Genomic DNA, 14,783 nt, shown 5'->3' with positions numbered 1-14,783 from the left:
CAGTGAGGACACGATCATGACTCTCAGCTCCACCCTCACGGCGACGGCCCCCGCGGAGGGGCCCGCCCGGCGCGGCGCCCCCGGCGCCGCGGCCCGCGCCGCCCGCCGCCGCGCGCTGCTCAACTGGGTGGCCGTGCACTCGCTGGCCGTCGCCGCCGCGCTGTTCTTCCTGCTCCCGCTCGTCTTCGCCTTCCTCACGTCGGTGATGACGGACAGCCAGGCGCTCACCACCGACTACTGGCCCACCTCCTGGGAGTGGGGCAACTACGCCAAGGTGTGGGACACCCCCGGCTTCCTCACCTGGTGGCGCAACACCCTGCTGTACGCCGGCCTCGGCACCCTGCTGACCATCGTCTCCAGCCTTCCGGTGGCCTACGCGCTCGCCAAGTTCCGCTTCCGCGGCCGCAATCTGGCGCTGATGGCGGTCATCTCGATGATGATGCTGCCGCCCCAGGTCACCATCATCCCGATGTACCTGTTCTGGGCGAAGGAGCTCGGGCTCAGCGGCTCGCTCTGGCCGCTGATCATCCCGATGGCCTTCGGCGACGCCTTCTCGATCTTCCTGCTGCGGCAGTTCCTGCTGACCATCCCCAAGGAGTACATCGAGGCGGCCCGGATCGACGGCTGCGGCGACCTGCGCACCCTCCTCAAGGTCGTCCTGCCGATGGCCAAGCCGGCCATCGCCGCCGTCGCCCTCTTCCAGTTCTTCTACTGCTGGAACGACTACTTCGGCCCGCAGATCTACGCCAGCAACAAGCCCGGCGCCTGGACGCTCTCCTACGGCCTGGAGTCCTTCAAGGGTGCCCACCACACCAACTGGAACCTCACCATGGCCGCCACGCTGCTGGTGATGGCCCCGGTGATCCTCCTCTTCTTCTTCGCACAGAAGGCCTTCATCGAAGGCGTGACACTGACAGGGGTCAAGGGCTGATGTCCACACTCAAGCTGGCCATCGTCGGCGGCGGTTCGACGTACACCCCGGAGCTGATCGACGGCTTCGCCCGGCTGCGGGACACCCTGCCGGTCGGCGAGCTCGTCCTGATCGACCCGGCCGCGGACCGCCTGGAGCTGATCGGCGGGCTGGCCCGGCGGATCTTCGCCAAGCAGGGGCACGGCGCCGTGGTGACCACCACGACCGACGTCGAGGCGGGGGTCGCGGACGCCGACGCCGTCCTGCTCCAGCTGCGGGTCGGCGGGCAGGCGGCCCGCAACCAGGACGAGACCTGGCCGCTGGAGTGCGGCTGCGTCGGCCAGGAGACCACCGGCGCGGGCGGGCTCGCCAAGGCGCTGCGGACCGTCCCGGTGGTGCTCGACATCGCCGAGAAGGTCCGGCGCACCAACCCCGACGCCTGGATCGTCGACTTCACCAACCCGGTCGGCATCGTCACCCGGGCCCTGCGGGAGGCCGGCCACAAGGCCGTGGGCCTCTGCAACGTCGCCATCGGCTTCCAGCGGCGGTTCGCCAGGCACCTGGGCGTCGACCCGGAGCTGATCCGGCTCGACCACGTCGGCCTCAACCACCTCACCTGGGAGCGCGGCGTCACCCTGCTCGACGCGCCCGGCGCCGCCGGTGGCCGGGAGGTGCTGCCGGAGCTGCTCGCCGGCTTCGGCCAGGAGATCGCCGACGACCTGCTCCTGCCCCGGCGGGTGATCGAGCGGCTCGGCGTCGTCCCCTCCTACTACCTGCGGTACTTCTACCAGCACGACCAGGTGGTGGAGGAGCTCAAGGTCAAGGGCTCCCGCGCCGCCGAGGTCGCCGAGATCGAGCGGCAGCTGCTGGAGATGTACGCCGACCCCGCGCTCGACACCAAGCCCGAACTGCTCGGCAAGCGCGGCGGCGCGTTCTACTCCGAAGCGGCCGTGCAGCTCATCGCGGCGCTGCTCGGCACCGACGGCGCCACCTCGGTCCAGGTGGTGAACACCCGCAACGACGGCGTCCTGCCGTTCCTGCCGGACGACGCCGTCATCGAGGTGCCGGCCGAGGTCGACGCGGCGGGCGTACGGGCCCTGCCGCAGCGGCCGGTCGAGCCGCTCTACGCCGGCCTGATCGCCTCCGTGACCGCGTACGAGAACCTCGCCCTGGACGCCGCCCTGCGCGGCGGCCGCGACCGGGTCTTCGACGCCCTGCTCGCCCACCCGCTGGTCGGCCAGATCGACCTCGCCGACCGGCTGACGGACCGGCTGCTCGCCCACAACCGCGAGCACCTCGCCTGGGCCTGACCCGCCCGGCCGAACTCCGGCCCGCACTCCGTGGGGGGTGCGGGCCGGGCCGCCGAGGGCCCACCGGCCCTCCGCGAGGAGGCCGCGAGGAGACCTCCCACCCCCGGCCGGGACCAACCACGGCCGGGCCACGTACGAGCCGCGGGGACCTGATGACCCACCAGCCCGAACCACACCTGCCCGGCGTCCTCGCCATCGACGCGGGTAACTCCAAGACCGACGTCGCCCTCATCGGCGCCGACGGCACCGTCCTCGGCTCCGCCCGGGGTGGCGGCTTCACCCCGCAGAAGGTCGGCGGCGCCGCCGCCGTCGCCGGCCTCGCGCCGCTGGTCGAGCAGGCCGCCGCGGCGGCCGGGATCACCGCCTGGAACGGCACGCTGACCAGTCACGTCAGCGCCTGCCTCGCCAACGCCGACCTCCCGGTCGAGGAGGAGGCGCTGCGCGTGGCCCTGGAGTCCCACCCGTGGGGCGCCAGCAACACCGTCGTCAACGACACCTTCGGCCTGCTGCGCGCCGGGACCGACGGCCCGCGCGGCGTCGCCGTCGTCTGCGGCGCCGGCATCAACTGCGTCGGCCTGCTGCCCGACGGCCGCACCGCCCGGTTCCCCGCCCTCGGCGAACTGACCGGCGACTGGGGCGGCGGCGCCGGCCTCGCGCTCACCAGCATGTGGCACGCCGTCCGCGCGGAGGACGGCCGCGGCGGGCCGACCGTCCTGGCCCCGGCCATCGCCGAGCACTTCGGCCTGCCCAGCGCCGGCGCCGTCGCCGAGGCCGTCCACCTGGACCACCTGCCGTACGGCCGGCTGCACGAGATCGTCCGGGTGCTGTTCGCGGTCGCGGAGGGCGGCGACCGGGTCGCGCTGGAGCTGATCGACCGGCAGGCCGACGAGATCACCCGGCTCGCGGTCGTCGCCCTGCGCCGGCTGGAACTCCTGGAGGAGCCCACCCCGCTGGTGCTCGGTGGCGGCGTGCTCGCCTCGCGGCAGCCGCTGCTGATCGACAATCTCACCGCCCGGCTGGCAGAGGCCGCGCCGCTCGCCGAGCCGCGCGTCGTCGTCGCACCGCCGGTGCTGGGCGCGGCGCTGCTCGGCCTCGACCACCTGGCGGCGGGCGCCGAGGCGCAGGCCCGGGTGCGGGAGGCGTACGACACCGACCGGCCGGTGGCGGCGTAGCGCCCGGTCCCGACGCTTCCGCCCCCGCCCCACCGCTTCCGCCCTCGCCGCTTCCGTCCCCACAGGTTCCGCCCCCGCCGGGTCCGCACACCCGGCGGGGGCGGTCGTGCGTTCACGGCGGGGCGTCGCGGCGGGGCGTTCACGGCGGGGCGGCGGGATCGGGCGGGTGGGCGGCGGACGGACGGGTGGCGGCGGGAGGGGTGGACGGGACGCTACGGCGCGGTAACCTGACGAACAGTCAGCTGCTCGGACCGGTCGACGGACCGTTCGGGCGAGGCGGCGCGGGGGCCGACGGCCGGGGCGGGGTGGGACCGGAGAGGCCGGTGGGGCGACGGCACCAGGCGTTCACCGACCGGCCATCGGTCCAGGGGAAGTCCATCACCCGGGAGAAGGCTGCCGTCCCTAGCGTCTCCCGACGCACCGCCGACCGTCCCCCTCCTCTCACGAAGGGTCACCCCATGCCCGGACGCAGAGTCGTCGCCGCGGCCACCCTCGGCGCCATGACCGCCGGCGCGCTGGCCGTCACCGCCTTTTCCGGTGCCGCCACCGCGGCGGTCGGGACCACCACGTTCACCCCGGTGGCCGACACCTACGCGTACAGCAGCAACCCGAGCACCAACTACGGAACGTCCGGCCAGCTCGGGGTGGACAACAGCCCGGCCAAGCGGACCTTCCTGAAGTTCACCGTCTCCGGCCTCACCGCACCGGTGACCGGCGCCAAGCTGCGCATCCACACCGACGACGTGTCCGGTGCCGAGAGCGGCAGCGGCGGCACCTTCCGCTCGCTGAGCAGCACCACCTGGTCCGAGACCGGCCTGACCTGGAACAACCAGCCGGCCGTGGACGGCCCGGTGCTGGGCTCGATCGGCTCCGTCTCCCGCAACTCCTGGTACGAGGTGGACGTCACCTCCTACGTCCAGGGGAACGGCACCTTCGCCATCGGCGTGACCTCCGCGTCCAGCGACGGCGCCGACTACGACTCGCGCGAATCCGGCTCCACCGCACCGCAGTTGGTGATCACCACCGACACCGGCACGCCCTCCCCGTCGCCGACCGTGACCTCGTCGCCGACCGCCACGCCCACCGCCACCCCGACCCCCACCACCTCCCCGACCGGCGGCGCGGACCCGGTGCTGGTCGGCGCCGGCGACATCGCCAACTCCGGGAACGGCGACGAGGCCACCGCCAAGCTGCTCGACGGCATCCCCGGCACGGTGTTCAACGCGGGCGACAACGCCTACCCCGACGGCAGCGCCTCGGACTACACCAACTACTACGCACCGACCTGGGGCCGCCACAAGGCACGCACCAAGCCGGCGCCGGGCAACCACGAGTACAACACCTCGGGCGCCACCGGCTACTACAACTACTTCGGCGCCGCGGCCGGTACCGCCGGCCAGGGCTACTACTCCTACGACCTGGGCAACTGGCACGTCGTGGCGCTCAACTCGAACATCTCCACCAGCACCGGCTCCGCCCAGGAGCAGTGGCTCCGCGCCGACCTCGCCGCGAGCAACAAGCCCTGCACGCTGGCGTACTGGCACCACCCGCGGTTCACGTCCGGCTCCAACCACGGCCCGAGCACGTCCGTCGGCCCGCTGGTGCAGGCCCTGTACGACTACAACGCCGACGTGATCGTCACCGGCCACAACCACCAGTACGAGCGGTTCGCGCCGATGAACCCGGGCGGCGCGCTCGACACCACCCGCGGCATCCGGCACTTCGTGGCCGGGATGGGCGGCGCCAGCCACTACAGCTTCGGCACCATCCAGGCCAACAGCGAGGCGCGCAACAGCGACACCTACGGCGTGCTGAAGTTCACGCTGCACAACAACGGCTACACCTGGCAGTTCGTCCCCGAGGCGGGCAAGACGTACAACGACAGCGGCACCACCGCCTGCCACTGACGCCCGGCGCACCCCCGAGCGACGACGCGGCCGGGACCTCCCCCGGCCGCGTCCCGCCGCTCCGCCGACCCCGCGCGGACCACCCCGCGCCGCAGTCCCGCGCCGCCGTCCCGCGCCGACCGTCCCCGTGCCGAGCTCGCACCGGCGAAAGGCCACCCGTGTACCTGTCCACCATCGGCCGCCCGGCCGCCGCCGATCCCCCCACCGATCCCCCCGCCGGCCCGAGGAAGCGCCGCTGGGCCCTGGTGGGCGGCAACGTCGTCGCCCTCGGGACGGTCAGCCTGGTGACCGACGTCTCCTCCGAGATGGTCACCGCCGTCCTCCCGCTCTACCTGACCGCCGCCCTGCACCTCGGCCCGGCCGCGTACGGGGTGATCGACGGTCTCTACGGCGGCGCGACCGTGCTGCTGCGCCTGGTCGGCGGCTTCGTCGCCGACCGGATCCAGCGCCGCAAGGTCGTCGCCGGGGCCGGCTACGCGATCTCCGCCGTTGCCAAGCTCGGCCTGCTCGCCGCCGGCTCCGCACCGGCCGCGCTCGGCCTGGTGATCACCGCCGACCGGGCCGGCAAGGGCCTGCGCAGCGCCCCGCGGGACGCCTTGATCACCCTCTCCGCCCCGGAGGGCTCGCTGGGCCGGGCGTTCGGCCTGCACCGCACCATGGACGCGGCCGGCGCCTTCGCCGGCCCGCTGCTCGCGCTGGCGGTCCTGGCCGCCGCCGGACAGTCCTTCGACGCGGTCTTCGTCACCAGCTTCTGCGTCGCCGCCTTCGGCGTCCTGATCCTGGTGCTGTTCGTCCGCGACCACCGCACCCCGATGCCCGCGGCCGGCGCGATCTCCGCCCGCGCCGCGCTGGGCCTGCTGCGGCAGGGCCCGGTGCTGCGGCTGGTGCTGGCCGCCGCGCTGCTCGGGCTGGCCACGATCGGCGACGGCTTCGTCTACCTGCTGCTGCAGCGGCGTTCGGACCTCTCGCTGGGCTGGTTCCCGCTGCTGGCGGTCGGCACCAGCCTGACGTACCTGCTGCTGGCCGCACCGCTGGGCGCGCTCGCCGACCGGATCGGCCGCCTCCCGGTGCTGCTGGGCGGCTACGCGGCCCTGGCCGGCGCGTACCTGCTGCTGTACGGGCCGCTCGACGGGACGGGCGCGACGGTGGCGGTGCTGGCGCTGCACGGCCTCTTCTACGCGGCCACCGACGGCGTGCTGATGGCCCTGGCCGGGCCCCGGCTGCCCGAGGCGCTGCGGACCACCGGCATCGCCCTGGTGCAGAGCGGACAGGCCCTGGCCTACCTGGCCTCCTCGGTGCTGTTCGGGCTGGCCTGGCAGTACTGGGGGCCGGCCACCGCCAGCCGGGCGGCCGCGGCGGCCGTCGTGGTGGCGCTGCTGGGGACCGTCGTCCTGCTGTCCGGCGGTCCGCGCCGCCCCGCCGGCCCGGCCGCTCCCGTGACCACCCCCGACACCCCTGCGAAGGACCCCCGTTGAACCTCACCCCGCGCGCCCGGCTGCTGGCGATCGCCACCGCCGCCCTGCTGCTCGGCGGCGCCGCCACGACGTACACCCTGACCGCCGGTTCCGCACCGGGCACCGCCGCGACGGCCCCTGGCCGCGGCTCCGCCCCCGACTCCGACTCCGATCCCGACGGCGACCCCGGCGGCACGGCGGCCGGTCCGCGCATCCAGGTCCTGAGCAACGGCCTGCTCTCGTCCGTCTCCCGCCAGGACCCGGGCGGCAGCCGCGAGGTCGGCAGCCGCCGCTGCGAGCGCGCGTACGCCGCCGCCGGGACGGTCGCCTGCCTCGCCCCGGCCGGCGCCCTGGAGGGGCCCGAACTCGTCGTGCTGGACCGGGCGTCGAACGAGCGCAGGAAGGTCTCGCTGACCGGCCTCCCGAACCGGCTCCGGGTCTCCGCCAGCGGCCGGATGGTCTCCTGGACGCTCTTCGTCGGCGGCGACTCCTACGCGGGCAACTCCTTCTCCACCCGGACCGGCGTCCTCGACACCTCCGGGGGGCAACTCCTCAACACTCTGGAGGAGTTCACGATCACCCGGGACGGCCGGCCGTACCGCGCCGCCGACGTGAACTACTGGGGGGTGACCTTCACCGCGGACGACAACCGGTTCTACGCGACCCTCGCCACCGACGGCCACCGCTACCTGGTGGAGGGCGACCTCGCCGCCCGGACCGTCCGCACGCTCGCCGACAACGTCGAGTGCCCGTCGCTCTCCCCCGACGGCCGCCGGATCGCCTTCAAGCAGGCCGTCGACGGCGACCCCGCCAAGGGCTGGCGCCCCGCTGTGCTGGACCTCGCCACGATGGCCGCCACCCGGCTGCCGGAGCAGCGCTCGGTGGACGACCAGCCCGCCTGGCTCGACGACGCCACCGTCGCGTACGCGATCCAGCGCTCGGACGGGGTCAACGACGTCTGGGGGGTACCGGCCGACGGTTCGGCGGCGCCCGCGCTGCTCGTCCCCGAGGCCAACTCCCCCGCCCCGCTGTCCTGACCGTGCGCCGTCCGCCCGCCTGCCCGCCGCCGTCCGGTTCCGCCGGACCGGCGGAACCGGCGGAGCGGAACCGGGTGTACGGATTCCGCGTGTACGGGGGTGCCGTGTCCGGTCGTCTTCCTGGGAGACTCGCCCCATGACCGCCCCCCGTCGCCTCCTCCTCGCCGTGCTGCTCTGCTGTACCGTCACCGCCGGCCTGGCCGCCTGCACCCCGATCGACGAGGTCCCGACGGTGGCGATGGCCTCGGACGACGACGAGGACACGGTCGACGCCGAGGACCTCGACGACGCGGCCCCGTGGGACGACGGCCCGGAGGAGGCGTACGGCGCCGCGACCGACTCCGCGCCGACGGCCCCCTCGCCCGAGTGCACCGACCTCTCGCTGAGCCCCGGCCACCAGGTCGTCCGGGTCGTCGGCGAGATCGAGGGCCGCCTCACCGCCCTCCCCACCCGGTACGTCTGCGACTCCGACGCCCCCGACGACGGCTCCTACGACCCGGTCGGCATCCCCACCGCCTACCCGCTCGCCGCCCGGGTGACCGCCACCCTCGTCGCCCTGGAGGACGGTGAGCCCGCCAAGGAGGTCCAGCTCCCCGTCCTCCTGGAGCACCTCGGCGACTGCCTGGCCGACCGGGAGCCCGACCCGCCGTACGGCTGCTACGGCGACACCTACGACATCGTCCTCGACGCCCGCGGTCGCATCACCCGCATCACGGAGCTGTACCGCCACTGAGGCGCCGCGCAGCCCCGGACGACGCCGGCCTCCGCGGTGGCCCGTACCGGCCTCCGCCCACCGGGCTTGACCTCAAGTGGGGTTCACGTTGTCGGATAGGGCCCAGGCGGTGATCACCACCGCCGGCACGGCACGTGAGGAGGGGTTCGCCATGGCGAACGACGTACTGGTGGTGGGGGCCGTCCCGGCCGAGGTCAGGAACGCGGTGACCGGGGTGGTCGCCGCCCTGGAGAAGGCGTTCAACACCAAGGACGCGACCGCGCTGGGCGAGCAGTTCGGCGAGCAGGCCTCGTGGACCAACGCCCGCGGCCTGCGGCTCGACGGACGGACGGCGATCACCGAGTTCAGCAGGCCGGCGATGGAGAGCTTCCTGCGGGACTCCTACGCCCGGTACGACGTGGTGAAGATCCTGGCGATCGCGGAGGACGTGGTCGCGGTGAACGTCGCCCAGACGCCCACCGATGCCGCGGGCGAACCCGTGGAGGGGGCGCACGGCGCCGCCCTCTACGTGGTGGCCCGCCAGGCGGACGGCTGGAAGATCGTGGCCGGTCAGAACAACGCGGTCGATGCCCCGTCCGCAGGGTGAGTGACGACCGGTCCCGAGCCGGGGGCCGCCTCCGATCCTTCGATCGTGCCAGGAGGCGGCCCCCTTCTCCCTCTTCTCCTACTGGGTGATCCTCGTGACCTGGCCCGCGCCGACGGTCCGGCCACCCTCCCGGATGGTGAACCGCAGGCCCTCCTCCATCGCGACAGGCTGGATCAGGGTGACGGTGATCTCGACGTTGTCCCCGGGCATGACCAGTTCGGTGCCCTCCTTGAGGGTCACCACCCCGGTGACGTCGGTGGTGCGGAAGTAGAACTGGGGCCGGTAGTTGTTGAAGAACGGGGTGTGCCGGCCGCCCTCGTCCTTGGACAGGATGTAGGCCGTCGCCTCGAACTCGGTGTGCGGGGTCACCGATCCGGGCTTGATGATGCACTGGCCGCGCTCGACGTCCTCGCGCTTGATGCCGCGCAGCAGCAGGCCGACGTTCTCGCCGGCCCGCCCTTCGTCGAGCAGCTTGCGGAACATCTCGATGCCGGTGACCGTGGTCGTGGTCTTCTCCGGCTTGATGCCGATGATGTCGACGGTCTCGTTGACCTTCAGCACCCCGCGCTCGATCCGGCCGGTCACCACGGTGCCGCGGCCGGTGATGGTGAAGACGTCCTCGACCGGCATCAGGAAGGGGTGGTCGATGTCCCGCGTGGGCTGCGGGATGCTCTCGTCGACGGCCTTCATCAGACCCAGCAGCTTCTCGCCCCACTCCTTGTCGCCCTCCAGGGCCTTGAGGGCGGAGACCTGGACCACCGGGGTGTTGTCGCCGTCGAACTCGTACTCGGAGAGGAGCTCGCGGACCTCCAGCTCGACGAGCTCCAGGATCTCCTCGTCGTCCACCATGTCGGCCTTGTTCAGCGCGACGACGATGTACGGGACCCCTGACTGGCGGGCCAGCAGGACGTGCTCCTTGGTCTGCGGCATCGGACCGTCGGTGGCGGCGACGACGAGGATCGCCCCGTCCATCTGGGCCGCGCCGGTGATCATGTTCTTGATGTAGTCCGCGTGACCCGGGCAGTCGACGTGGGCGTAGTGACGCGCCTCGGTCTGGTACTCGACGTGCGCGATCGAGATCGTGATGCCGCGCTGCCGCTCCTCCGGCGCCTTGTCGATCTCGTCGAACGGCGTGAAAGGGTTCAGGTCCGGATAGGCGTCGTGCAGGACCTTGGTGATCGCCGCCGTCAGCGTCGTCTTCCCGTGGTCGACATGGCCGATGGTGCCGATGTTGACATGCGGCTTCGTCCGCTCGAACTTCGCCTTCGCCACGCGCTCCTCCTCAGATGTCGGACCGGGGCGGAGAGCCATCGGCCGACCGCCTGCCCGCGCTGCTCATGGAAAGCGCGGGGCGCGGCCGTCGCACGCGGGGAGGGCGTGCCCCCGCCGCCGCGACCAGGAGTGACCGACCCCGCGCAGAGGGTAACCATAGCGGGCCGGGGGTGCGGCGGAGCCGGGACCACGCCCTCCGGCGGGCCCGCCGGTCCCGGCCCGGCCGTCCGGGCCAGTCGCCCGGGCCAGTCGCCCGGGCCAGTCGTCCGGGCCCAGGTCCAGGACGGCCTTTCCGAGGACCCGGCGCCCGACGAGCGCGTCCGCCGCCTCGTGGGCCCTGGCCCAGGAGCCGCGCCAGCCGATCTGCGAGGAGAGCCGGTCCGCCGCCACCAGGTGGAGCAGGTGACCGAGGTCGGCACCGACGGGCGTGCTGACGTTGAAGTTCTCCAGCCGACCGTTCGGGCTCTCGACGCGGGCCCGCTCGACGTCGATGACGGTCGGCTCGCCGGAGGCCGTCCCGATCGCCTGGACGACGCCGCCGCGTTCGAGACGGTAGAACGCCTCGGCCAGCTGGCTGCCGGGGGGCGTTCGGGTTGTGGACGAGTGCCTTCATGGCGGGCCCTTCAGTGCGGAGGATCGGAGGAGGGGGTGCCGCGGAGGGTGCCGCGGAGGGGGCCGCCACGATCGGCGGCCCCCTGGAGTGGCGCCGGGCGCCGCGGGGTCAGCGGGTGGCGCTCTCCGCGCCGTCGACCGGGCGCACCGCGACCGCGTCTATCTCGAAGAGCATCCCGGGCAGCGCCAGCGACGCGACGCCGCTGAGCGTCTGGGCGGGCAGCCGGTCGCCCCAGGCGGCGTGCAGGGCCTTCCCCAGCACACCCAGCTTCTCCAGGTCGTGGTCGACGACGTACGAGCCGAGCCGGACGACGTGCTCGAAGCCGAGGCCGACGCCGGCCAGCGCGGTGCGCAGGTTGTCGAAGGACCGCTCGACCTGGGCGGCGAAGTCGCCGGGGACGACCTGGCCGCTCTCGTCGGAGGCGTACTGCCCGCCGATGAAGACCGGTTCGCCGGGTGCGGAGGCGGCGTGGCTGTAGCCGAACGGCGTGGGGTCGTGCAGGCCGGCGGGGTTGGTGAGGGTGCGGTGGTCGTGGAGGTCACTCATGGTCGACGGTTCCTTCGGTTGTGGTGCGGTGGGTGCGACGGGTCGTTGTCGTGACGTCAGGTGCGGTGCTGCGCACGCCTTCCGGCGGTTCGGCGTCGACCCGGAGCCCTCCGGTGGCAACGCTCCGTGCGGCGGCGATCATCCCGGCGGGCGGTCCTCCCGCCCGCCGGGCTTCCTTCCGGCGGTCTCCCTCCGGCGGTCCTCCACCGGGCGGTCTTCCTCCGGGCCGGTCATCCCTCCAGGCGGACGAGCATCTTGCCGGTGTTGGCGCCGCGCATCACGCCGAGGAAGGCCGCCGGCGCCTGCTCGATGCCCTCGACGACGGTCTGCTCGGTGCGCAGGCTCCCGTCGGCGAGCCAGCCGGCGGCCCGGCCGATCCACTCGGGGAAGAGGTGGAAGTAGCTGCTGACCAGCATCCCGCGCAGGTTCAGCTCCTTGGCCGCCGCCTGGAACAGGTTGTCCGGGCCCGGGGCCGGGCTGGTCGCGTTGTAGGTGCTGATCGCGCCGACGAGGGCGATCCGGCCGCCGGTGCGCATCGCGCCGATGGCGGCCCGCAGGTGGTCGCCACCGACGCTGTCGAGGTAGACGTCGATGCCCTCCGGGGCGGCTGCGGCGAGCTGTTCGTCCAGCGAGCCGGCCCGGTAGTCGATCGCGGCGTCGTAACCGAAGTCCGTCACCAGCTTCGCGGCCTTCTCCGGGCCGCCGGCCGAACCGATCACCTTCGAGGCGCCGAGCTTGCGGGCCAGCTGCCCGGCGACGCTGCCCACCGCCCCGGCGGCGGCGGAGACGAAGACGACGTCGCCCTCGCGGACCGGGGCGATCTCGGTGAGCGCCGCGTAGGCGGTGAGGCCGGTGGTGCCCAGCACCCCCAGGTAGGCGGACGCCGGGGCGAGGCCGGTGTCGACGACAGTCGCGGCGGCGGCGTCCAGGACGGCGTACTCGCGCCAGCCGAGGAAGTGGGAGACGGTCGCGCCGACCGGCACGGCGTCGGAGCGGGAGGCGACCACCACGCCGACCGCGCTGCCGTCCAGGGCCGCGCCGAGCTCGAACGGCGGGATGTAGGACGGCGCGTCGTCCATCCGGCCCCGCATGTACGGGTCCACCGACATCCAGGTGTTGCGGACGACGATCTCGCCCTCGACCGGCTCGGGGACTGCGGTGCGGACCAGCTCGAAGGTGTCGGCGGTGGGCGACCCGACCGGGCGGGAGGCGAGCCGGACCTCGGCGGAGAAGGTGGTGGCGGGGGTCACGGTGGTCTGCTGGGTGCTCATGGCGGGCTTCCTCGTTCTTCGTCCGGTGCTGCCGTTTCCTGCTGACGAGGAAGACTCTGCCGGGGGCCTCGCACGATCGGCTGACGGTCCGCGCACGGCCGCCCGGCCCGTACGCACAGGGCCGCCCGACGGGCGTGCGCACGGGACGTCGGACCGGCCGACTTCCGGTGCGGGGACCCTCGGCCCGGACGCCCGCCCGGACGCCCGCACGTCCGCCGGTGCGAAGGGCGCCGGGGCGAACGACGCCGGTGCGGCGAAACCGGTCGACAGGAGCGGCCCGGGTGGCGGAGAGTCGGGAAGCATGACCGTGCTCCCCGAACTGCCGCCGCTCCCCGCCCGCTACCGGAGCCGGCCGGCCGCCGTCGCCGACGCCCCGGCCGTCCACCGGCTGGTCGACGCCTGCGAGCGCGACCTGCTGGGCCGGGCCGAGACCGGGTCCGACGACATCGCCGCCGACCTGGCCCTCCCCGACCTCGACCCGGCCCGCGACGCGCTGCTCGTGCAGGACGGCGACGGCGAGGTGGCCGGCTGGGCGTGGGTCCGCGGGGGCCGCCGGAGCCGGATCGACGTCCACCCGACCCACCGGGGCGCCGGGTTGGGCGGATGGCTGCTCGACTGGACCGAGGCGCAGGCCCGGCGTGCGGGCGGCGTACGGCTCGCCCAGGCCGTGGAGGACGGCGACCGGGCCGCCGTGGCACTGCTGCGCTCGCGCGGGTACCGGCCGTTCGTCTCCCAGTGGCAGCTGGGGATCGCGCTGCCCGCCCGCCCGGTGGCGGCCGGGCCGCCGGACGGGATCACGGTGCGGCCCTTCGCCCCCGGTGACGAGCAGGCGGCCTACCTGCTCACCGAGGACGCGTTCGACGAGTGGCAGGTGCGGCGCAGCCCCTACGAGGAGTGGGCCCTGCGGACCGTCGGACGGGAGGCGTTCGCGCCCGCGCTCTCGCGGGTGGCCCTCGCGGACGGGGAGATGGTGGGCGCGGCGCTGTCGCTCGACGTGCCGGGCGGCAGCGAGGGCTACGTGGAACGGCTGGCCGTCCGCCGCGACCACCGGAACCGGGGCATCGCACGGCTGCTGCTGGGCGAGGTGTTCGACGCGTTCCACCGGCACGGGCGGGAGCTGTGCACCCTGTGGACGCACTCGAACACCGGCGCGCTGCCGCTGTACGAGCGGGTCGGGATGACCGTCCGGCGCACCTCGTCGATGTACGGCAAGGTGCTCGACGAGGAGCCCCGGTAGGACGGGGGCGGTCCGGCGGGCCGGCGGGCCGGCGTTCGGCCGCTCCACGGTTCCGGGATTAGGGCTCGGTGCGGAACGCCGGGGGGAGAATATGACGCCCAGTCATCGGAAAGTCACGCATTTCCGTGATTGATGCGCACCTGCAATTTCCGCACCCCACTCCGACGGACGGAACGCCGTAGCCGGTTCATCACGCTTCGCATTCGCACCGGGAATTCCCGGTGCGGCGCGCACCCTAGACGTCGAGATCGGCCTCGATCCGCTTGAGACCGTGCCGGGCGAGCGCCAGGTTGGCGCGCGAGCGGTCCAGCGCCAGGTAGAGGAAGAGGGATCCGTGACTGCGCGCCAGCGGGCGGATCAGGTGGTACTGGGTGCCGAGGGTGATCAGGATGTCCTCGATGACGTCGTCGATCGACAGCGCTGCCAGGGCCCGTATCTTGGCCCGGACGACCTCGGTGTTGGCGGCTGCCGCGACCTCCAGGTCGAGCTGCTGGCCCCCGCCGAGGAACCCGAGTGACATACCGCTCTCGTAGTCGGCCAGAGCCACGCCGATGGCGCCCTCGATGGCCATCGCGTCCTTGAGTGCGTTGTCAATGTTCATGCGCTGTTCGTCCTTTGCGTGACTTCCGGGCAGAACTCCCGTGTGCGGGAACAAAGTAGCAAGAAGCCACCCTCGGTGGTCACCCCGCGGAAATGGTGGAATAAAGTACGCTGCCAACAGTTCGGAACGTGAAG

General features: G+C 73.4%; 13 protein-coding genes. 9 read left to right on the top strand and 4 right to left on the bottom strand.

The features are described from left to right. The first annotated feature begins 16 nt into the window (after nt 1-16). From PUR61_RS27185 to PUR61_RS27150, 8 genes are all read left to right on the top strand, one after another. Nucleotides 17-931 carry a carbohydrate ABC transporter permease gene (locus tag PUR61_RS27185; RefSeq protein ID WP_329882056.1) on the top strand — a complete coding sequence of 305 codons (915 nt, stop codon included), beginning with the start codon at nt 17-19 and terminating at the stop codon, nt 929-931. Beyond that, entirely contained in the window at nt 931-2,220 is a 1,290-nt protein-coding gene (locus PUR61_RS27180) for a 6-phospho-beta-glucosidase (RefSeq protein ID WP_329882055.1), read from the top strand. The genes PUR61_RS27185 and PUR61_RS27180 overlap by 1 nt, the downstream gene beginning before the upstream one ends. A 152-nt stretch (nt 2,221-2,372) precedes the next feature. Then, entirely contained in the window at nt 2,373-3,392 is a 1,020-nt protein-coding gene (locus PUR61_RS27175) for an N-acetylglucosamine kinase (RefSeq protein ID WP_329882054.1), read from the top strand. 458 nt (nt 3,393-3,850) lie between these two features. Next, on the top strand, nt 3,851-5,299 hold the full coding sequence (locus PUR61_RS27170; RefSeq protein ID WP_329882053.1) for a CBM96 family carbohydrate-binding protein: 1,449 nt from the start codon (nt 3,851-3,853) through the stop codon (nt 5,297-5,299). Between the two features lie 158 nt (nt 5,300-5,457). Further along, nucleotides 5,458-6,774 (top strand): MFS transporter, encoded by a 1,317-nt coding sequence (locus PUR61_RS27165; RefSeq protein WP_329882052.1) that lies wholly within the window; start codon nt 5,458-5,460, stop codon nt 6,772-6,774. Further along, the gene (locus PUR61_RS27160; protein ID WP_329882051.1) at nt 6,771-7,790 is read left to right on the top strand and encodes a hypothetical protein; all 1,020 of its coding nucleotides are present in this window, start codon (nt 6,771-6,773) and stop codon (nt 7,788-7,790) included. Before PUR61_RS27165 ends, PUR61_RS27160 begins: the two co-directional genes overlap by 4 nt. Before the next feature lie 136 nt (nt 7,791-7,926). Continuing rightward, the gene (locus PUR61_RS27155) at nt 7,927-8,523 is read left to right on the top strand and encodes a hypothetical protein (RefSeq protein WP_329882050.1); all 597 of its coding nucleotides are present in this window, start codon (nt 7,927-7,929) and stop codon (nt 8,521-8,523) included. Between the two features lie 151 nt (nt 8,524-8,674). Further along, nucleotides 8,675-9,109: an SgcJ/EcaC family oxidoreductase gene (locus PUR61_RS27150; protein ID WP_329882049.1), complete on the top strand. Its 435-nt coding sequence runs from the start codon at nt 8,675-8,677 to the stop codon at nt 9,107-9,109. A gap of 78 nt (nt 9,110-9,187) precedes the next feature. Here PUR61_RS27150 and tuf read toward each other — a convergent pair whose 3' ends face one another. From tuf to PUR61_RS27135, 3 genes are all read right to left on the bottom strand, one after another. Continuing rightward, nucleotides 9,188-10,381: an elongation factor Tu gene (gene tuf, locus PUR61_RS27145; RefSeq protein WP_329882048.1), complete on the bottom strand. Its 1,194-nt coding sequence runs from the start codon at nt 10,379-10,381 to the stop codon at nt 9,188-9,190. A gap of 721 nt (nt 10,382-11,102) precedes the next feature. Next, nucleotides 11,103-11,540, bottom strand: coding sequence for a RidA family protein (locus tag PUR61_RS27140; RefSeq protein ID WP_329882047.1), 438 nt, complete (start codon nt 11,538-11,540; stop codon nt 11,103-11,105). 230 nt (nt 11,541-11,770) lie between these two features. Beyond that, on the bottom strand, nt 11,771-12,811 hold the full coding sequence (locus PUR61_RS27135; protein ID WP_329882046.1) for an NADP-dependent oxidoreductase: 1,041 nt from the start codon (nt 12,809-12,811) through the stop codon (nt 11,771-11,773). 301 nt (nt 12,812-13,112) lie between these two features. Here PUR61_RS27135 and PUR61_RS27130 point away from each other — a divergent pair, with 301 nt between their 5' ends. Continuing rightward, on the top strand, nt 13,113-14,048 hold the full coding sequence (locus PUR61_RS27130; RefSeq protein WP_329882045.1) for a GNAT family N-acetyltransferase: 936 nt from the start codon (nt 13,113-13,115) through the stop codon (nt 14,046-14,048). 235 nt (nt 14,049-14,283) lie between these two features. On the opposite strand, the gene PUR61_RS27125 is transcribed toward PUR61_RS27130, so the two are convergent. Beyond that, nucleotides 14,284-14,649: a hypothetical protein gene (locus tag PUR61_RS27125; protein ID WP_329882044.1), complete on the bottom strand. Its 366-nt coding sequence runs from the start codon at nt 14,647-14,649 to the stop codon at nt 14,284-14,286. Nucleotides 14,650-14,783 lie beyond the last annotated feature (134 nt).

The organism is Streptomyces sp. BE20 (genome assembly GCF_036322525.1).
GTDB lineage: Bacteria > Actinomycetota > Actinomycetes > Streptomycetales > Streptomycetaceae > Kitasatospora.
This window is presented reverse-complemented; position numbering and strand designations above follow the sequence as displayed.